Source organism: Streptomyces marianii (assembly GCF_005795905.1).
GTDB lineage: Bacteria > Actinomycetota > Actinomycetes > Streptomycetales > Streptomycetaceae > Streptomyces > Streptomyces marianii.
In genome coordinates this window covers 7680749-7700018 of the sequence record NZ_VAWE01000001.1, presented here as the reverse complement: position 1 = coordinate 7700018, position 19270 = coordinate 7680749, and the positions used below count along the sequence as shown (strand labels likewise).

The 19270-nt window shown below is 72.4% G+C and carries 19 protein-coding genes and 1 pseudogene; 13 read left to right on the top strand and 7 right to left on the bottom strand.

Translation table 11 applies throughout. The annotated features are described in order from the left end of the window. The first annotated feature begins 10 nt into the window (after positions 1–10). From FEF34_RS34815 to FEF34_RS34790, 6 genes are read left to right on the top strand one after another with little or no spacing between them, the layout of a single operon-like run. Positions 11–451 (top strand): cupin domain-containing protein, encoded by a 441-nt coding sequence (locus FEF34_RS34815; RefSeq protein WP_138056711.1) that lies wholly within the window; start codon positions 11–13, stop codon positions 449–451. Beyond that, positions 448–1716, top strand: a complete 1269-nt coding sequence (locus FEF34_RS34810; protein ID WP_138056710.1) for a beta-ketoacyl-[acyl-carrier-protein] synthase family protein — start codon at positions 448–450, stop codon at positions 1714–1716. Before FEF34_RS34815 ends, FEF34_RS34810 begins: the two co-directional genes overlap by 4 nt. After that, positions 1713–2960: a beta-ketoacyl synthase N-terminal-like domain-containing protein gene (locus tag FEF34_RS34805; RefSeq protein WP_138056709.1), complete on the top strand. Its 1248-nt coding sequence runs from the start codon at positions 1713–1715 to the stop codon at positions 2958–2960. Before FEF34_RS34810 ends, FEF34_RS34805 begins: the two co-directional genes overlap by 4 nt. 23 nt (positions 2961–2983) lie before the next feature. Then, positions 2984–3250 carry an acyl carrier protein gene (locus FEF34_RS34800; RefSeq protein WP_093652936.1) on the top strand — a complete coding sequence of 89 codons (267 nt, stop codon included), beginning with the start codon at positions 2984–2986 and terminating at the stop codon, positions 3248–3250. Position 3251: 1 nt separating this feature from the next. After that, positions 3252–3734, top strand: a complete 483-nt coding sequence (locus FEF34_RS34795) for an SRPBCC family protein (protein WP_138056708.1) — start codon at positions 3252–3254, stop codon at positions 3732–3734. A gap of 25 nt (positions 3735–3759) precedes the next feature. Beyond that, positions 3760–4092, top strand: coding sequence for a TcmI family type II polyketide cyclase (locus FEF34_RS34790; protein WP_138056707.1), 333 nt, complete (start codon positions 3760–3762; stop codon positions 4090–4092). Positions 4093–4155: 63 nt separating this feature from the next. Here FEF34_RS34790 and FEF34_RS34785 read toward each other — a convergent pair whose 3' ends face one another. The 3 genes from FEF34_RS34785 to FEF34_RS34775 all read right to left on the bottom strand — a co-directional run bounded on the left by FEF34_RS34785 (position 4156) and on the right by FEF34_RS34775 (position 7232). Further along, the gene (locus FEF34_RS34785; RefSeq protein WP_138056706.1) at positions 4156–5226 is read right to left on the bottom strand and encodes a methyltransferase; all 1071 of its coding nucleotides are present in this window, start codon (positions 5224–5226) and stop codon (positions 4156–4158) included. Next, positions 5223–6284: a right-handed parallel beta-helix repeat-containing protein gene (locus FEF34_RS34780; protein WP_171053212.1), complete on the bottom strand. Its 1062-nt coding sequence runs from the start codon at positions 6282–6284 to the stop codon at positions 5223–5225. The genes FEF34_RS34785 and FEF34_RS34780 overlap by 4 nt, the downstream gene beginning before the upstream one ends. 87 nt (positions 6285–6371) lie before the next feature. Then, positions 6372–7232 carry a (2Fe-2S)-binding protein gene (locus FEF34_RS34775; RefSeq protein WP_138056705.1) on the bottom strand — a complete coding sequence of 287 codons (861 nt, stop codon included), beginning with the start codon at positions 7230–7232 and terminating at the stop codon, positions 6372–6374. 190 nt (positions 7233–7422) lie between these two features. Between FEF34_RS34775 and FEF34_RS34770 the strand changes: the two genes are divergently transcribed. Genes FEF34_RS34770 through FEF34_RS34755 form a run of 4 tightly spaced genes read left to right on the top strand, consistent with a single transcriptional unit; the run spans position 7423 to position 13390 of the window. After that, complete coding sequence (locus FEF34_RS34770) at positions 7423–8610, top strand: ATP-grasp domain-containing protein (protein ID WP_138056704.1); 1188 nt, start codon at positions 7423–7425, stop codon at positions 8608–8610. Next, a complete protein-coding gene (locus tag FEF34_RS34765; RefSeq protein ID WP_138056703.1) occupies positions 8607–10385 on the top strand; it encodes an IucA/IucC family protein in 1779 nt (592 codons plus the stop codon). Before FEF34_RS34770 ends, FEF34_RS34765 begins: the two co-directional genes overlap by 4 nt. Positions 10386–10391: 6 nt before the next feature. Continuing rightward, on the top strand, positions 10392–12143 hold the full coding sequence (locus FEF34_RS34760; protein WP_138056702.1) for an IucA/IucC family protein: 1752 nt from the start codon (positions 10392–10394) through the stop codon (positions 12141–12143). Beyond that, positions 12140–13390: a type III PLP-dependent enzyme gene (locus FEF34_RS34755; protein ID WP_138056701.1), complete on the top strand. Its 1251-nt coding sequence runs from the start codon at positions 12140–12142 to the stop codon at positions 13388–13390. The genes FEF34_RS34760 and FEF34_RS34755 overlap by 4 nt, the downstream gene beginning before the upstream one ends. Positions 13391–13838: 448 nt before the next feature. On the opposite strand, the gene FEF34_RS34750 is transcribed toward FEF34_RS34755, so the two are convergent. From FEF34_RS34750 to FEF34_RS34740, 3 genes are all read right to left on the bottom strand, one after another. Then, positions 13839–14018, bottom strand: coding sequence for a hypothetical protein (locus FEF34_RS34750; RefSeq protein ID WP_138056700.1), 180 nt, complete (start codon positions 14016–14018; stop codon positions 13839–13841). Beyond that, positions 14015–14761 carry a DUF2470 domain-containing protein gene (locus FEF34_RS34745; protein ID WP_138056699.1) on the bottom strand — a complete coding sequence of 249 codons (747 nt, stop codon included), beginning with the start codon at positions 14759–14761 and terminating at the stop codon, positions 14015–14017. Before FEF34_RS34745 ends, FEF34_RS34750 begins: the two co-directional genes overlap by 4 nt. A 550-nt stretch (positions 14762–15311) precedes the next feature. Next, the gene (locus tag FEF34_RS34740) at positions 15312–16874 is read right to left on the bottom strand and encodes an FAD-dependent monooxygenase (protein WP_234042670.1); all 1563 of its coding nucleotides are present in this window, start codon (positions 16872–16874) and stop codon (positions 15312–15314) included. Between the two features lie 600 nt (positions 16875–17474). Here FEF34_RS34740 and FEF34_RS34730 point away from each other — a divergent pair. From FEF34_RS34730 to FEF34_RS34720, 3 genes are all read left to right on the top strand, one after another. After that, complete coding sequence (locus tag FEF34_RS34730; RefSeq protein WP_138056698.1) at positions 17475–17882, top strand: YunG family protein; 408 nt, start codon at positions 17475–17477, stop codon at positions 17880–17882. A gap of 135 nt (positions 17883–18017) precedes the next feature. After that, positions 18018–18242: a hypothetical protein gene (locus tag FEF34_RS41635; RefSeq protein WP_171053211.1), complete on the top strand. Its 225-nt coding sequence runs from the start codon at positions 18018–18020 to the stop codon at positions 18240–18242. Between the two features lie 58 nt (positions 18243–18300). Next, entirely contained in the window at positions 18301–19107 is an 807-nt protein-coding gene (locus FEF34_RS34720) for a metallophosphoesterase family protein (protein WP_138056696.1), read from the top strand. Here the strand turns inward: FEF34_RS34720 and FEF34_RS42165 are convergent. After that, positions 19077–19196: pseudogene (locus FEF34_RS42165) on the bottom strand (IS607 family transposase); the annotation flags it as partial. The gene FEF34_RS34720 and the pseudogene FEF34_RS42165 overlap by 31 nt on opposite strands. Between the last annotated feature and the right edge of the window lie 74 nt (positions 19197–19270).

The following is a 19270-nucleotide window of genomic DNA, read 5'->3' as shown; positions in this document are numbered from 1 at the left end:
GGAACCCGTCATGACCACACCCCATCGCATCGTCGATCTCAGCGAGACCCAGCACAACACCAAACGCGGCGGCGATCTGCGCGCCATGCTCACGCCCACGGCGGTGGGCGCCACGAGCGGCTTCATGGGCCTGGCGACCGTCGAGCCCGGCGACCGCATCGGCGAGCACTACCACCCGTACTCCGAGGAGTTCGTGTACGTCGTGTGCGGCGAGATGGAAGTCGACCTCGACGACGAGACGCTGTCGATCCGGCCTGACCAGGGGCTGTTCATCCCGCCCTACGTGCGGCACCGGTTCCGCAACGTCGGCAGCGCCCAGGCCCGGATGGTCTTCCACCTCGGGCCGCTGGCCCCGCGGCCGGAGCTGGGGCACGTCGACACCGAGGAGACGCCGGTGGCGGAGGCCGCGGCGGCCCACCGGCCGCCGGAACGCACCGGGACGGCTTCATGACCCGGCGCGTGGCGGTCACCGGTGTCGGCATAGTCGCGCCGGGGGGTGTCGGGATACCGGCGTTCTGGGACCTCCTGGCCAACGGCCGCACGGCGACGCGCGGCATCACCCTCTTCGACCCGACCGGCTTCCGCTCGCGGATCGCCGCCGAGTGCGACTTCGACCCGAAGGAGCACGGTCTGGGGCCGGAGGAGGTGCAGCGCGCGGACAGGTACGTCCAGTTCGCGATGGTCGCCGCCCGGGAGGCGCTCCGGGACGCCGGTCTCGACCCGGAGATGGAGGACCCCTGGCGGATCGGGGTGTCGCTCGGCACCGCCGTGGGCGGCACCACCCGGCTGGAGCACGACTACGTCAAGGTCAGCAGTTCCGGTCGGCGCTGGGACGTGGACCCGAGCGAGGCGGAACCGCATCTGCACCGGGCGTTCTCGCCCAGCGCCCTCGCCTCCGAGGTCGCCGAGCAGACGGGCGCCCACGGTCCGGTCCAGACCGTGTCCACGGGCTGCACCTCCGGCCTGGACGCGATCGGGTACGCCTTCCACGCGATAGAGGAGGGCAGGGTCGACGTGTGCGTGGCCGGCGCGTCGGACTCGCCCATCTCCCCCATCACCGTGGCGTGCTTCGACGCGATCAAGGCCACGTCACCCAACAACGACGATCCGGCCCACGCCTCCCGCCCCTTCGACGCGCGCCGTGACGGGTTCGTCATGGGCGAGGGCGGAGCCGTGCTCGTCCTGGAGGAACTCGAACACGCGCGGGCCCGCGGTGCCACGGTGTACTGCGAGATCGGCGGCTACGCCACGTTCGGCAACGCGTACCACATGACGGGTCTCACCCGTGAGGGCCTGGAGATGGCGCGTGCCATCGACAGCGCCCTGGACCACGCCCGGATCGACGGGTCGGACATCGACTACGTCAACGCGCACGGCTCCGGTACGCAGCAGAACGACCGGCACGAGACGGCCGCGGTGAAGCAGTCGCTCGGCTCCCACGCGTACAAGGTCCCGATGAGTTCCATCAAGTCCATGGTGGGTCACTCGCTCGGGGCGATCGGGGCGATCGAGGTCGTCGCATGCGTGCTGGCACTGGCCAACCAGGTGGTGCCGCCGACGGCGAACTACGAGACCCCCGACCCCGAGTGCGATCTCGACTACGTGCCGCGCACGGCGCGCGCCCTCAAGCTGCGCAACGTGCTCTCGGTCGGCAGCGGATTCGGCGGGTTCCAGTCCGCCGTGGTCCTGACCCGGCCAGGAGGGAGGACACCATGAGTCCTCGGCAGGACCGGCGACCGGTCGTCACCGGAATCGGTGTCGTCGCCCCCAACGGGGTCGGCGCCGATGCCTTCTGGAAGTCCACACGGGAGGGCATCAGCGTCCTCGACCACATCACACGTGAAGGCTGCGACCACATGCCGGTCCGGGTCGCGGGAGAGGTCCGCGGCTTCGACCCGGAATCCCTGGTCGAGGAGCGCTACCTCGTCCAGACCGACCGGTTCACGCACTTCGCGATGGCCGCCGCCGACATGGCGCTGGCCGACGCGAGGATAACGTCAGGTGACTACAGCGAATCCCCGTTCGCCGTGGGTGTGGTCACCGCGGCCGGCTCGGGCGGCGGCGAGTTCGGCCAGCGGGAGCTTCAGCGGCTGTGGGGACAGGGTTCGCGCTATGTGGGCCCGTACCAGTCCATCGCCTGGTTCTACGCGGCGAGCACCGGTCAGATCTCCATCCGCGGCGGGTTCAAGGGCCCCTGCGGTGTGGTGGCCAGTGACGAGGCGGGCGGTCTCGACGCCCTCGCGCACGCGGCCCGGGCCATCGGCCGGGGCACGGACGCGGTCGTCATCGGGGCGGCGGAGGCGCCGCTCGCGCCGTACTCGCTGGTCTGCCAGCTCGGATACCGGGAACTCAGCACGAGCGAGGACCCGGAACGGGCCTACCGGCCCTTCACCTCGGCCGCGAGCGGTTTCGTGCCCGCGGAGGGCGGGGCCATGCTCGTCGTCGAGGAGGAGTCGGCCGCCCGCCGGCGGGGCGCCGCGGTCCGCGCCGTGGTCGCCGGTCACGCGGCGACGTTCACCGGAGCCTCCCGGTGGGAGGAGTCGCGCGAGGGGCTGGCCCAGGCGATCCGGGGAGCCCTGGCGGAGGCCAGGTGCGCGCCCGAGGAGATCGACGTCGTCTTCGCGGACGCGCTCGGCATCCCGGACGCGGACCGTGCCGAGGCCCTGGCGCTCGCCGACGCGCTGGGGACCCACGGACGGCGGGTGCCGGTGACCGCCCCCAAGACCGGTACGGGCCGGGCGTACTGCGGAGCGCCCGTGCTGGACACGGCTGCCGCCGTGCTCGCTCTGCAGGACGGTGTCGTCCCGCCCACGCCCAACGTCTTCGACGTGTGCCACGAGCTCGAGGTGGTCACCGGCAGGCCCCGTCCTGCCGAGCTGCGCACCGCCCTGGTGCTGAGCCGAGGACTCATGGGCTCGAACGCGGCGCTCGTGCTGCGGCACGGCGCCAACACCCGGTGAAGAACCGTGAGAAGGAGGACCTCATGACCATGCAGATCTCCAAGCTGACCATCGAAGAGCTGGCCGCTCTGATGAAGAAGGGCGCCGGCATCACCGTCGACCCCGCGGAGATGGGCGGCCGCCCCGAGGCGCGGTTCGACGAGTACGGCCTCGACTCCCTCGGCCTCCTCGGCATCGTCGGGGAGCTCGAGAACCGCTACGGCCGTGCACTCCCCCAGGACGCGGACCGCTGCAAGACCCCGCGCGAATTCCTCGACCTCGTCAACAACTCCCTCATGGCAGGAGCCTGAAGTGTCCGGGCACACCGAGAACAAGATCGTCATCAACGCTCCCATGGACCTCGTCTGGGACGTCACCAACGACATCGAGAACTGGCCCCAGCTGTTCAGCGAGTACGCCTCCGTCGAGATCCTGGAGCGCGAGGGCAACCGGACGAAGTTCCGGCTGACCATGCACCCGGACGAGAACGGAACGGTCTGGAGCTGGGTGTCGGAGCGCGTCGTCGACCCGGGTGCGAGGACCGTGCGCGCCCGACGGGTCGAGACGGGCCCCTTCCAGCACATGGACATTCACTGGAAGTACACCCGGACGCCCGACGGCGTCCTCATGCACTGGACCCAGGACTTCGCGATGAAGCCGGGCGCCCCGGTCGACGACGACTGGATGACCGACAACATCAACAAGAACTCCAAGGTCCAGATGGCCCTCATCAAGGAGAAGATCGAGCAGCGCGCCCGGGAACGCGGCGCGCCGGTCTCGGTCCACTCCGACTGACCGTCAAGCGAAGGGATCCCCCTCGATGCACCACGCCCTCATCGTCGCCCGTATGGCACCGGACTCGGCCCATGACATCGCCAAGGTGTTCGAGGCCTCCGACCGGGGCGAACTGCCCGACCTGGTCGGGGTGACCCGGCGCAGCCTCTTCCAGTTCGGCGATGTCTACCTCCATCTGATCGAAGCCGACCGGCCGCCGGGGCCGGCGGTGGCCAAGGTGGCGGGCCACCCCGAGTTCCGTGACATCAGCGACAAGCTCTCCGCCTACGTCAGCGCGTACGACCCGGAGACCTGGCGCAGCCCGAAGGACGCCATGGCCCACGAGTTCTACCGCTGGGAGCGAACGGCGAAGGGATGAGCACGACGAGTCGCCGGCTCCGCGTGCGGACGCGGAGCCGGCGAGGGGGAGGGAGCCCGGCGGTCAGCCGCCGGGGGTGACGCTGTCGAACGCGTGGAGGTACGCGTTGACCGGGCGGAAGTCGCCGACGACGAGACCGGCGTCCGCCATCCTGGCGGTCATGCTCTGCCGGGTGTGCTTCGCACCACCCACGTTGAGGAGCAGCAGCAGGTCCATCGACGTGGTGAACTTCATCGACGGAGTGTCGTCGACGAGGTTCTCGATGACCACCACCCTGGCCCCCGGACGGGCGGCCGAGACGACGTTGCGGAGGGTTCTGCGGGTGCTGTCGTCGTCCCATTCCAGGATGTTCTTGATGATGTAGACGTCGGCCTCGACCGGGATGGCCTCCCGGCAGTCGCCGGGGACGATGGTGACCCGGTCGGCGAGGGATCCGCCGTCCCGCAGCCGGGGATCGGCGTTGGCCACGACGCGGGGCAGGTCCAGCAGCGTGCCCCTGAGGCCGGGGTTCTTCTCCAGCAGACTCGCCAGGACGTGGCCCTGGCCACCGCCGATGTCCGCGACGGTGGCCGCTCCCGTGAGGTCGAGCAGTTCCGCCACGTCCAGCGCGGACTGCATGCTGGAGGTGGTCATGGCCTGGTTGAAGACGTGCGCGGACTCGTGCGCGTCCTCGTGGAGGTGGTCGAAGAAGCCCTTGCCGTACAGGCCCTCGAAGACGCTCCGGCCCGTCCGCACCGCCTCGTCGAGGCGGGGCCAGGCGTCCCAGGTCCACGGTTCGGTGCACCACAGGGAGATGTACTTCAGGCTGTGCGGGTCGTCCTCCCGCAGCAGCCGCGACATCTCGGTGTGGGCGAACGTGCCGTCCGCATGCTCGGTGAAGATGCCGTAGCAGGTCAGCGCGCGCAGCATCCGCCGCAGTGCCCGGGGGTCGGCCTCGACGGCCGCCGCCAGGTCCTCGGCGGTTGCCGGTGTCTCGCCCAGCGCGTCCGCGACGCCGAGCCGGGCGGCGGCCCGTACGGAGCCGGCCAGGGCGGCGCCGAAGACGAGCTCCCTCAACCGCATGGACGGCGGGGTGGCGGTCCGGACGGTGGCACCCGCGGTGTCCGCGGCCGCGCCGGTCGTGCCGGTCGTCATGCGCACTTCCCCGCCTTCTCGGACAGGCGGCAGTAGTTGCCGGAGAAGGTGTTGCCGGTGCCGGTGTCCCGGTTGGCGAGGTCCGCCGGACGGTTGGCCACCAGCATGTTGTCCTTGATGACGTTACCGCTGTTGGGGGCACCCACGATGCTCTTGAAGAGCACGATCCCGCCGGAGAACGGGGAAGTGCCGACGTTGCTCCAGACGGCGTTCGACGCGACGGTGGCGCCCTCGACACCGGTGAGGACGATGCCGGCGCCCTGGATCCTCGGGAGCCGTGCGGTCTTGGCGCAGGACTTGTTGTTGTGGTGCACGCGGTTGCCGCGCACGGTCAGGTCGCCCGTCCGGGGGACGCCCTCGTCGCCCACGACGAACATGCCCGCGCAGTTGCCGGTGACGACGTTGTTGTTCACGTACAGGTTCCGCAGGCGCCGGACGGTGATGCCGATGCGGTTCCCGGCCAGCAGGTTGTCCATGACCACGGTGCGGCGGGTGTTGACGGCGCCGGCCTCGGTGTCGATGGTGTTCGACACGAAGATGCCCGACTCCGCGTTGTCACGGACCGCGTTGCCGCGGATCTCGGACCGCAGGGAGCGCTCCTGGGCGATGCCCCAGTTGCCGTTCCTCAGCGCGGTGACGCCGCGGATGCTCAGCTTGTTGGTGCGCGAGGCCCAGACGCCGTTCTTCTTGAACTGCGACACCGTCAGCGAGTGGACCCGGACGTTGGTGGCGGGCCTGGCGTCGGTCCCGATGACGCAGATGCCGTTGCCGCCCAGCCCGCAGACGTGTGTCGGCTTGGCCGTGGAGGGCATGAGGACGGTCCGCTCGCCCGCGCCTCGCAGCGTCAGGTCGGACTTCCTGATGATGACGCTCTCCCGGTAGACGCCGGGGGCGATGTCGATGGTGTCTCCGGGGCGCGCCCGGTCGACCGCGAGCTGGATCGACTCGCCGGGGACCACGTCGTAGGTGGTGCGGGCTCCTGCCGGTGCCGCCGCGCCCAGTCCCGAGGTCACCATCAGAGCGACACAGCCGAGGTACATGAACTGTCGTTTCGTCATGAGCTCAAATTATGTGGCGAATAGGACAAGTCGCCACATGACTCACCCATCAGAAGCGTGTCGTGGACGCCTCCCGGGCGGACCCCGTCAGCGGGGGCGGTCACCCTCCAGCCGGCGCAGCCGCTCGGCGTCACCCGTACGGGGGCAGGTGGCGCACGCCTCGGCCGGGCGGACGGTGTAGTGGAGGCAGCAGCCCGCGCGGGTGCGGGTCGGGTACGACCGGCCCTCGCGGCCGGCGAGCCGGCGGAAGTCGGCACCGCCGGGGAACGGGGGGACGGGCTCCGGCAGCAGTTCGGTCGCGGCCCGCACACCGCGCTCCTCCTCCCCCAGCATCCGGCCGAGGTACCAGACGCCGGACACCAGGTCGTCGCCCGCCATGCCCCACAAGGCACGGGGCCCGCGGCGCACCAGCGGGGCGATCACGGTCAGCAGCGGACGCACATGGTCGGCGAAAGCGGCGCGCAGCTCCGCGCGCAGGGCCTCCTCGTGCGGCAGCACCCTCACGCCCGGCAGCCCGGCGGCCGGATCGCCGGGGAGGCACGCGAAGCCGCCGGGTACGACGGAGTACGCCCCGGTGGTGAGGCTGACGCGGACACTCTCGGGCCGGATCCGCGGGACGCGGCGCTCAAGGCACCAGGGGCCGCTCATCAGCAGACCGACGGACCAGAGGTAGTCGTGCAGCGCACGGGAGGCGGCGACGTCGGGACGCGGAGTACGGCCGTGGTCGCGCTCCGTCCGCAGGGTCTCGGCGGCGACCAGAGCGTCCAGGAACTCGGGGCGGGCGGCAAGCTCGGCGCCGTCGACCCAGCCCTGCGGGGTCCGGGAACCGGTCTCCGCGACGTCCGCCTCGAGTGCCGGGCAGAGCACCACCAGCCTGCGGAATACCGAACCGGCCAGGGCGGAGCAGCTCACGGCGGAGGCGTGAGGGTACACCGGAGCCAGGGTCACGGGCGCTCCTCGACACGACGACTGACACAAATGAGGTAAGGCGAGCCTCACCTTAACCACAGAAGTGATCTCGCGCGCCAACCGAGGCCGTGTTGACGCGAATTGACAGACTTAGGTGTGCCTAACCTAGGCTCTCGTCCCGTGATCCGGAACTTCGGATCGCCGGATCCGAGCGCGGAGTGGCCCCCTCATGCGGTTGTACCTGCTTGCCCTGAACCCGACCGACTCGGTCACCGAGGGATTCCTCCCGGCCGCCCGCCGGCTGGGCCTGGACGTCACACTGCTCACCGACCGGCCCGCCGCACACCGCGCCGTGTACCCGGACGTCGAGGTGCTGGAGTGCGACGTGCACGACTTCCGGGCCGTGGTCTCCCGCGTGTCCGCCCACGGCACCCCCGAGGCGGTGTTCACCAACAGCGACCACCTGCAGACCCAGGCCGCGCTCGCCGCCGACTACTTCGGGCTGGCCGCGAAGGACTGGCGGGCGGCGCTGCGCACGAAGGACAAGGCCGAGATGCGCCGCCGGCTGGCCGCCTCGGGCGCCGACACCGTGCGGTCCGTGGAACTGACCGCCGGGCAGGACGCCGCCGCCGTCGCCGCCGACCTCCCCTACCCGTGCGTCGTCAAGCCGCGCGAGGGCGTGGCGAGCGAGGACGTCGTCATGGTCGGGGACGCGCCGGAACTGGTGCGGCGCTGCGAGGAGATCCGCGCGCGGCGGCCGGGGGCCGCGCTGGTGGTCGAGGAGTACCTGCCCGGCGAGGTGTTCACCCTGGAGACCCTCGGCGACGGGCGGGTACTCCATGTGCTGGGCGGGTTCCGCACCGAACTGTCCCCTCCCCCGTACTTCGTCGAGGAGCGGCTGACCTACGTCCCCCGGCACCCGAGGGACATCGAGACGCAGGTGCTCGCCCAACTCGACGCGCTCGGCGTCGGGTTCGGCGCCTGCCACACGGAGTTCACGGTGCACGAAGGCCGCGCGCGGATCATCGAGGTCAACTACCGTGCCATCGGGGACCAGTGCGATCTGCTGCTCGCCGGGCTGCTGGACATACCGCTCTTCGAGCACGTCCTGCGCACGCATCTCGGTGAGCCGCTCCCGCCGGCGCTGGGCGCGCGGACCGACGGGGCGGCCAGGCTCGACTACCCGTGCGCCGACCGTGCCGGGACGCTGACGTCGGCCCCCGGGGCGACCGAAGTGGAGGCGGACGGAGTGAAACTGACGTACCGGCCGCTGCGCGGCCTCGGCGAGCGCCGCCCGGTGTACGGCACCAACCGGGACTTCCTCGGCGTGGTGCGGGCCACCGGAACCGACCGGTCGGCCGTGGACCGCGCCGTGACCGCGTTCCTGGCCGCGCAGCGCTGGGAGATCACGCCTTGACGGTCCCCCCGGCGGGGGCCGCCGCACGGGCCCGGGCGGCCGGACCGGCCGCTGCCGGAGGCGAACTGCTGCTGCGGGTGCTGAGCGCCCTGCTGCGCGAGGACGTCGCGGGGCTGCGCAGCCGCGGCCGCCCCGTCGAGCGCGCGGACGGGACCTGGCTGCGGCTGGAGACCCCCGGACCCGACGCGCTGCTGCTGCCGGTGCGCGAGGACGGCTTCCAGTACGTGTGGGCGGCGAGGGAACCGCTGCTGCGCCGGGAGTCCGACGGCGCCGGGCTGACGGACACCGACACGGTCCTGGCCGAACTCCGTTCCCTCGCCGCGCCGGTGGACCGGGGCGGCTTCGAGGCGTTCGCCGAGGAGTGCCGTCAGACCCTCGCCACCGTACGGCTGCACGAGGCCACGGAGGAGGAGGTGCTGCGGACGCTCGCGGAGCGCCACGGCCCCGACCCGGCCGACTGGACCGGGCTGTCGGGGGGCCTCGCCCTGGACACCCTCGCCGCCCGGCTCGACCACCCCGTGTACCCCACCGCTCGCGGCAGGTCCGGCCTGGCCGGCGCGGCGCTTCGGGCGTACGCGCCGGAGTTCCACCCCCGGTTCGCGTTGCGCTGGCTCGCCGTGCCACGCGAGGCCGTGACCGCCGTGGGCCCGCTCCTCGGCCCGGCGCCCTCGGCCCTCGGACTGTCCGGCCTCGACGGCAGCCATGTCGCGCTGCCCGTGCATCCGCTCACGGCAGCGGGCCCGCTCGGCGAGGCGGTGCGCGCCGCCGGGCTCGGGGACCGGGCGGTTCCCGCGCCGCGGGCCCATCTGGACGTCGTACCCACCCTGTCCATGCGGACGGTCGCCCTCGCCGACCGGCCCGGGGTCCATCTGAAACTGCCGCTCGCCACCTCCACACTGGGCCGGCTCAACCGGCGCACCATCAAACCCGGGACCCTGAGCGACGGTGCCGCCGTCCAGCGTCTGCTCCAGGCCGTGACCGCCCGCGAACCACGGTTCCGGGACACCGTCCTCCTCGCCGACGAGACCCGTTTCGCGCACGCCGGGCACGAGCTGCTCGCGGTACTGCTGCGCCGCCAGCCCGCAGGACTCGACGGCTGCGTCGTCGTGCCGATGGCGGCCCTGCTCGCCCGGGCACCCGGAGGGCGGCTGGTCGTCGACCATCTGGCCGACCGCTTCCACGGCGGCGATCCGCTCGCGCTGCTGGACGCCGTTCTCACGCTGCTGCTGGACTTCCAGACCACGCTCTTCGGGTACGGGATCGCCCTGGAGTCCCACCAGCAGAACGTGTCTCTGGTACTGGACCGGACCGGCCGAGGCCCCCGGCTGCGGCTGCTCCTCAAGGACAACGACGGCCCGCGGGTCCACGGCGGCCGGCTGCGGGCGGCGCTCGGCACGGACGCCCCCGGGCCCGGGGGCTTCGACGACCGCCGCATACTCACCGACGGCGACGCTCCGCTCGCCGACCTCTTCACCACCGTCACCGTCCATCTGTGCGCAGGGGCCTACGCCTTCGGCCTCGCCCGCCATGGACGCGCCCCGCTGGACCGGCTGCTGCGGCTCGTCCGGGATCGGCTGGCCGAGGCGGTCGAGCGGCTCGGGACCGGACCGGGTGAGCCCGGGGCCGTGCTGCGGGCACGGGTGCTGGACGCACCCGAGCTCCCCGTGAAGGCGATGGTGACCGCGGGAACCCTGCTCGCCAAGGAACGTTCGGGAGCGTCCGACATCAACAAGCACTACACCACCGGCCCCAACTACCTGCTGCGGGGAGTGTGACCCGGGATGACCTCCACACATCCCTCCGCGCACCGCTCCGCGCTGGCGCCCCCGCCCTCGGCCGACGAGGCGGTCGCCCACACCCTCCTCAACTGCCTCCTGCGTGAACTGTGCGGACCCGAGCAGCAGACCGCCGTCATCGACGGGCACCTGCTGCTGCGGCTGCCCCGCCGCGGGGTGCTGCTGCGCGTCGCGCTGCGCCGTACGTCGCTGCTGGGCGCCCACCGGTTCGCCGGCCCCGTCACCGAGGAGACCTCCGGCGGCTGGTCGCCCGTCGGCTGGCAGGGGCTCGCCGAGCACGTCCACGCGGAACTGACACTGCGCACGGGCGTGCGCAACGAGGAGTTCCTGGAGCAGGTCGCCTCCAGCCACCGGGGCGTCGCCTCCGCGCTCGCCGGGCGCCGCCCGGCCGCCCGGGACGCCGGCCCGCGTGCCGTGCCCACCGGGTATCTCGCCTCGGAGCAGTCGCTCGCCCTCGGGCACCGCTTCCACCCGACGCCCAAGGCCCGCGGCGGGGATCCCGCGGCCTGGGCGGCGTACGCGCCCGAGGCAGGCGCGTCGTTCCCGCTGCGGCTGCTCGCGGTACGGGAGGACCTGGTCGCCGGGGAGTCGGCGGAGCCGGGCGCCGACGCGGCGCTGGACCGGCTGGGACGTGCTCCGGACGGCTACCGGCTGCTGCCCGCGCACCCTTGGCAGTACGCGCTGCTGCGCGACGACCCCCGGCTGCGTACGGCCCTCGCCCGCGGTGAGGTGCTCGACCTCGGCCCCGGCGCCACGCCGTTCGCCGCCACGGCCTCCGTCCGCACCCTGTTCGACGGGAACGGCTTCCTGAAGTTCAGCCTCAACGTCCGCATCACCAACTGCCTCCGGAAGAACGCGGGATACGAACTGTCCGGCGCGGTGGCGCTGACCCGGCTGCTGGAGCCGGTCCTCGCCGAACTGGCAGCCGGCTTCCCCGGCAGCGACATGCTGCGCGAACCCGCGTACCGGAGCCTCGCCCTGCCCGGGCCGGACGGAGAACCGGTCCGCGAACTCCTGGAAGGCTTCGGCGTGATCGTCCGCGAAGGGCTCGGCCGGAGGCTGCGGCCCGGACTCACCCCCCTGCTCGCCGCGGCCGTCGCCGACGAGTACGCCACCGGGCCCGCCCACGTCTCCCGCCTCCTGGCGGACACGGACCCGCGCACGGCGCTGTCCTGGTGGCGCGCGTACCTCGGGCTGCTGGTGCCGCCGGTGCTCGCCGCGTACTTCGACCACGGCCTCGTCCTGGAGCCGCATCTGCAGAACGTCCTCGTGTGCGTGGACGACGGGGGCCGCCCCCGGCAGGTGCTGTTCCGTGACCTGGAGGGCACCAAACTCCTGGCGGACCGGCACTCCGCCGCGCTCGCCGCGCTGCCGGCGGACGTGGCGGGGCCCATGACGTACGACGCCGGGCGCGGCTGGGACCGGGTGGTCTACTGCCTCCTGGTGAACCACGTGTCCGAGATGCTCGCCGCCCTCGCAGATCTGCACCCGGTCGCGGAGGCCGCGCTGTGGGCCGAGGTACGGGACACGCTCCGCCGCCACGCGGCCGAACACGGGCCGCAGCCGCGGCTCGACGCGCTGCTGTCGGGCGCTCCGCTGCCCGCCAAGGCCAATCTGCTCACCCGCTGGGCACGAACGGCCGACCGTGACGCGGGCTATGTGCGGCTGCCCTCCCCGCTCGCCGAGGACGTACTGTCCGGAGCGGCCCGCGCCGACGACATCCGGAGCGCACGATGACGGACTCCCCGACGGCCGTCACCTCACCCACCGCGGTCTCCCCCGCCGTCACGGCACCGGTGCGCGAGCGGGCCCTCTCCCTCCCGGCGGAGCAGCTCCCCGCCTATCTCTACGACCTCGGCGCGCTGCGGGGGCACGCCGCGGCGGTACGGGAGGCACTGCCGGAGCGGGTCGAGCTCTACTACGCCGCCAAGGCCAACCCCGAACCGGAGGTCCTGACGGCCCTCTCGCCGCACGTGGACGGATTCGAGGTGTCCTCGGGCGGGGAACTGGCCCATACGGCCAAGGCCGTACCGGACCGTCCGCTGGCGTTCGGCGGACCCGGGAAGACGCCTGCCGAGACGGCGGCGGCGCTGGCGGCCGGCGTGGCCCGGTTCCACGTCGAGAGCGCCCATGAACTGCGGATGCTGGCAGCCCTCGCCGCCGAGCGGCCGGCGCCCGCCCCGCCGGTCGCGGTGCTGCTGCGCTTCAATCTTCCGCTGTCCGACGGGGCGTTGAGGGCGAGTGCGCTGTCCATGGGCGGCCGCCCGACACCGTTCGGTCTGGACCCGTCCGAGGCCGGTGACGTGATGCGGTTCCTCACCGGTGGGTCCTGCCCCCGGCTGCGGGTGCACGGGGTACACGCCCATCTGGCGAGCGGACTCGGGGCGGCGGCGCAACTCGCCGTCGCCGAGTCCGTGGTGTCATGGGCCGTACGACTCTTCGAGCACCATGGCGTACCGCTCCACGAGGTGAACGTCGGGGGCGGCATGGCCGTCGACTACGCGGATCCCGGCGCCCGGTTCGACTGGGCCGGCTACGGAGCCGGACTGGCCGGCCTCACCGAGGACCACCCGGACGTTCGGCTGCGCATCGAACCGGGGCGCGCGCTGACCGCGTACTGCGGCTGGTACGCCACCGAGGTGCTGGACGTGAAGCGCAGCCACGGCGAGGACTTCGCCGTGGTCCGCGGCGGAACGCACCATCTGCGCACCCCGGCGACGAAGGGCCACGACCAGCCCTGTGCCGTGCTGACCGTGGCCGGCTGGCCCCACGCGTGGCCGCGCCCCGCGGCCCGGGGCGACACGGTGACCGTGGCGGGGCAGCTGTGCACGCCGAAGGACGTGCTCGCCCGCCGGGTGCCGGCGCCGGGTCTGCGGGCCGGGGACCGGCTGGTGTTCGCGCTCGCGGGCGCGTACGCCTGGAACATCTCGCACCACGACTTCCTCATGCACCCGCGTCCGGGGTTCCACTTCCTCGACGGGTGAGGGCGGGCCACGGACGCTTCGAGCAGCCCGCGCGGCCCGTTCGCCGCACTGAGGCCGTCCGCCCGGGCTCCGGTCACGGCAGTCGTCCGGGAGGGCTCCTGGCCGCACAACGGCGTGGTCCACGGCGAGGCGGGGCTTGCGGCGTCTCCCGCGGGGACCCCACATCTCGGACGGCCGCTCTCGTACCAGTGCGTCCGGACGGAACGCACGACGCAGCGGATGCGCGTCGCGGGCCGGGCGGCACTCGCACACGCGGGCCAGTGCAGCGTCGGGCAAGGCGTGCCCGTCGAGGAGCGGCGTCCGGTCCCCGGGTCTCCCCGGCACTCCCGGGCCGTGAAGAAGCGCAGGACGCCGGATCGACTCGTAGTGGGCCTGCTCGCTTGACTCGGCAACGCCGCGAGTCGCCGTGCCGGGCGCCGCGACGGGGCGAACCCCGCCCGACGCGGCACTAGGACGTGGGTCCCGGCGGGGTGCAGATCACGGCCGCGCGAGGGGCGGCGCGGATGATCGCGCCGACCAGGTCGGTGCCGGGCTCCGGGGAGGGATCCTCGGCGGTCCGGCCCGGGCGCTCCGCGGCGGGACGCGCGGCGTGGCGGGCGGGGAACCGCTCGGGGTGTCCGCCGGTCACGGCCGGCTCGGCAGTCGGCTTCCGCGACGGCGGGCGCGGGCCGCCGCCAGGAGTTCCCGGACCCGGTCGCCCGCGTCCCCCGGGTCGCGCACGGGCGCGGGGAAGGGCAGCAGGACGTCCCGGTGGCTGTGCGGGTGTTCGAGGCGGAGGGTGATCCCCCGCCGGTCCATGGCCAGCGGCCACACCCGGACCACTCCCTGGAGCAGCGGGGGGTCCACCAGCCGAGTGAGCAGGGCCACGACATCGGCGTGGTCGTCGACGAGGTGGGTGAGCATGGCGGCCTCGTGGAGGGCGAGCACGTCCGGCCGGGCCAGGGCGAGTTCGTCGAGGCCGACCGTGACCGCCCCTGCCGGGGTCTCCAGGGCGACGTGTGCCGTGACCATCCGGAACGTGACGGTGCCGGACTCCTCGCATCCCGGCGCACCTTGGGGGGCCAGCCATCCGGCGACGGTGACGCGGGATCGCACCCGGTCGCGGACCGCGACCGGCGCTACGTCGGTGAACTTGAGCACGACGGCGAGCGTGCCGCGTGGTGCGAGGGCGACCTCACCGGCCAGTCGGCAGTCGGCCGGCACCCTCAGCAGCAGCCGGCCGTCGCCGCCGACGCTGTGCAGACCGCCGCCGACCAGGTCGCAGGTGTGCCCGTCGGTGACCACCGTGAACGATTCGGCGGCGGCCAGCACAGTGCGCACCTGTTCGGCCGCGCTCGCCTCCTCGCCCGCGCAGACGTCGTCAGCAGTCATTCCGCACCCCTCGGCTAGATTAGGTAAGGCACACCTAACCTAGCCCATGATCGGGTGCAGGCGCATCACCCGTCGGGGCCTGGCGCCGACTCCTCCGCCGCACCCGTCCGCGCGGGACGACCGGCCGGCGCCGCGGTGAACCGGCTGCGCGCGGACGGATGCGACGTCCGCGACGAGGACGCGGCCCGCCTGCCCCGTTCGCACGGCACCACGTCAACATGCTTGGCCGGTACCCGTTACAGCCCACCGAACTGCCGGGCGGCCTGCGCCCGCCGCGCGCCCCGGACTCGGCCGAGCAGGTGTGACCCCGGTGCGGGTGACCGTCACCGCCGGCTGTCCCGGCGGTGACGTTTGCACTGGTCACCGGCTCGTAGGGCGCCGGGAGCGGTACACCGGCGAGGGACGTGGCGGCGAGTGCGGTAGGCGGCCGGTGAGAGCTCCGGGCTGCTGCTGGGCCGGGACCGGGGTGCGGACGGCCGCCACACCGGGCGGGTGCGGCGGCCGTGGGTGGGATCGGCTCGTCGTTCGAGTCGGTCAGCAGAGCGACGGATCAGCCCGGCGTCACTGCACCCTCCGGCACTCCGAACCACTCCTCCAGCGCCTCCGCCAGCCCGACCGTCGACGTCAGCGCCTGCGCCCCCACGTCGGCCGCCCAGGCCGTGAAACCGTCCGGACGGACGAGGACCGCCGCCAGTTCCGGGCGGGACGGACAGCCGGCCGTCAGGGTGTCGACGCGGCCGGCATACCCCGCAGCGAGGGCCCGGAGCTCCGCGTCGTCGGTGAGGTCGAGCAGGAGCGCCCGGCCGCCGTGGAGGTGGTCCGCGAGGCGGCCGCCGTCGGTGAGTTCGAGGTCCGGGGTGCTGCGGCCGGTCAGCGGGTGCTCGCCCGGCAGCTCGTACCGCACCGCGGCACCGTTGAGCCGCGCGGTGAGGTACGTGGTGCCCACGACCGTCCCCGCCAGGTCGCTGACGATCTCGCGCAGGGCCCGGGACTGCGGGTCCGGGCGCATGGCCGCGACCTGGGACCGGGTCCAGTCCAGGACCCACGCGCCGACCGGGTGCCGCTCGGAGGTGTACGTGTCCAGCAGCCCTTCCGGCGCCCGGCCGCCGATCACCGCGGCGAGCTTCCAGCCGAGGTTCATCGCGTCCCCGATGCCCAGGCTCAGCCCCTGGCTCCCGAACGCGGAGTGCACGTGCGCCGCGTCGCCCGCCAGCAGCACCCGGCCCTCGCGGTACCCGGTGACCTGGCGGGCGTGGTCGGTGAAGCGGGTCGCGGTCCGCACCCCGGTGATCGTGACGTCCACGCCGGACACGCGGCGCAGCCGCGCCTGGAGGTCCTCGGTGGTGACCGGCGCGTCCCGGTCGGCCGGCGGGCCGTCGAACTCCACGGTGACGACGCGGCCCGGCATCGGCCCGTGGGCGTACACCCCGGTGTCCGTGGCGGTCCAGCCGACCTTCAGGTCCTCGGCGCCGGTCATCTCCACCACCGCCTGGTGACAGGTGATCTCCGGTTCCGTACCGGGAAACCCGAACCCCGCGAGCTTGCGGACCGCGCTGCGGCCGCCGTCGCAGCCCACGAGCCAGCCGGCGCGTATCGCCCCGTGGCTGGTCCGCACGGTGACGGCCCCGTCGTCCGCGTCGAAGCCCGTCAGCTCCACTCCCCGGCGCACGTCGACGCCGAGTTCGTCCGCCCGCCCGCCGAGCAGCCGCTCGATGTCCTGCTGCGTCACGAAAGCGACCTCGGCGGCGGGTCCGGCGTCGCCGAGGCCCGGCTCCATGCGGTCGACCAGGTCGGCGCGCAGCATGATTCCGGCGAAGTGCCCGACGAACCCGAGCCCTTGGCCCGCAGCCCCGCCTCCGTCCCCGCCGTTCCGTTCGCGCACGAATGCCTGGAAGCGGTCCATCGCCTGCCGCTGCACCTCGGCCAGCGCGGGCAGCATGCCCCGGCGGTAGAGCGCCTCGGCACTGGGCGTGGTGATCGCCCCACCCTTGATCGTCGGGTCCACTTCGGTGAGGCGCTCCAGGACGGCCACCCGCGCGCCTCCGAGCCGGAGCTCGCAGGCCAGCATCAGTCCGACCGGGCCGCCTCCGGCCACCACTACGTCATAGTCCATGGCGCCGACTATGACCGAGGGCCGAGAAGGCCAAGAAGGCGCCGCGGTGTCAAGGGGTCGGCCCCGCAAGGAGAACGGAGCCGGCACCGCTGGCGCTGAGAACCATCAAGGAACGAGGCCCTTCGGCTGCTGTCGAAGGAACGAGGCCCTTCGGCTGCCGTCGCCGGGAGCGGGCAGGCTCGTGGGAACTCGTTGATCGCCTCTGGGGACGGCTCGAGGCAGCGGCGGACGTTCTCCGGCTTCTTGTGCCGGGACTTCGCCGTAAGCGTCAGGGGCGACGAGCCCCACTCGCCGACGTGGGTCAGAAAGGAATGCCCTGTGTCCGCAGAGGCCGTGTGCGGATGACCTCGTGTGGCGATTGAGCAGGCCGGGTCGTGAGGCAGCTTTCGCGACGCAGGTGGCCGGGTGTGTTGCATTCCGGCTGGGTGATCGTGACGCAGATCGCTCTCCTGTGGTGCTCGTGGACCGCGTTGAACAGGTCCCGGCAGCCGGACAGAACACTTGCGGACAGCCCAGCAGGGCGCCAGTCGGTGGCAGAGCCACGACCACCGGAACCCGAGTATCAGCGTCAATGTCAGTGGCGGCTGCCATGCTGCCGAAGTGATCCCTTGGAATCTGCTCACCTTCGACGAGGCTCTGCGTGCCAGTTGGGCCGCCGACACCTGTTCCCCGGACGACCTTGCCCGCGCCGAGTGGCAGCCTGACAACCCGGCGTGGGGCCACTGTGACATCACGGCCTTGGTCGTGAACGACGTCTTCGGCGGCGACCTCATGGTCGGGAGAGTCCATTGCGGCGGGGAACAGCATGGATTTCACTGGTGGAATCGGCTGCCGAGTGGTGCGGAACTCGACCTGACGCGCGAGCAGTTCCAGGATGGACAGAGCGTGACCGCAGCGCGAGTCGTCAAACGGCCGCCGGGGCCGCCGCCTCGGCGCCGGGAGGAGTACCTCCTCTTGCGTGAGCGCGTCACCAAGCGCCTCGGTCACCTCCCGGGGCCGGCTGTCTGATCCGCAGAGAAGGCGCTTCAACCGCAGGTCCCGATCACGGTGGTTCCGGGCGCGGGAAGGCGGCTGACGCGGCCTGCTCCGGCGGCTGCTTCGCGGAGTCGGACAATCTCTTCGTGCTGTGCGGCGAGCCGGGCGATGAAACCGGGCACTTTGCGCGACGCGCTGCGGAAACTCGGCATCCCGGCCGAGAAGGGCCGCACCTCCGCCATCCGCCAGCTCGTCCTCCAGGCCCCAGCGCCCGTCATCGCCCAGGCACTGGGCTGCCACGATCAAGAGCACCACCCGCATCGCCACCGAAGCCGGAGCCTCCTGGAGGAACTACGCACCCGGCGACCACACACGCTGAACGGCACCCCTTGAACTACGCGCCGGGCGAAAGGTCACACCACTCGGCTGCCTTCGCCGCACAGTGGTGACCATGCTGAAGCGAGTAGCCGTCCTGTCCGACATTCACGGAGTCCTGCCGGCCCTGGAGGCAGTACTCGCTGAACCAGACGTCAGCACCGCCGATCACATCGTGCTGACCGGCGACATCGCCGCCGGCCCGCAACCGGCCCAGGTTCTCGACCTGCTGGCCAGCCTCGGCGACCGCGTCATCTGGATCAGCGGCAACGCCGACCGGGAACTCCTCGAATACCGCCGGGGGCAGCGCGACACGATCCCCGACCCGATCGCCCCCTGGTCAGCCGAACAGCTCCGCGAAGACCATCTCGACCTTCTCAGCTCGCTGCCACGATCACTCTCCCTGTCCGTGAACGGCCTGGGAAAGGTGCTGTTCTGCCATGCCACCCCTCGCGACGACGAGGAGGTCGTCCTGGTCGACTCCCGCCTCGACCGCTGGAAGGAAGTCCTCAACGGACTCGATACCGACATCCGCACCGTGGTCTGCGGCCACACCCACATGCCGTTCGTCCGCCTCGCCCACGGCCGACTCGTGATCAACCCCGGCAGCATCGGCATGCCCTACGGACGAACCGGAGCACACTGGGCCCTCCTGGGCCCGGGCGTCGAACTCCGCACCACGCACTTCGACCTCCAAGCAGCAGCCATCCAGCTCAGCCAGGACTCGTCCTACCCCGACATCACCGAATGGGCCGACTACTTCCTGCACGCTCGCGCGACCGACGCCGACGCCCTCACAGCCTTCGCCCCACGGGACGGACGCGACCACAGCCCGTGCCCCTCGCTCCCATCCACGAGGATCGTGCGTGGCCCGACCCGCTGAGCCGGTACCGGCAGGGTCCCCTCACGGAACCAGCGATACGCGGTCTGCGGATGCACACCCTGCGCCTTCGCCCATCCCGTCAGATTCACACCCTGGACAACGACACTCACTCACACATGGCTACGCTCACTTACCCGACTTCGAGAACCAGCAGGTGGAGACC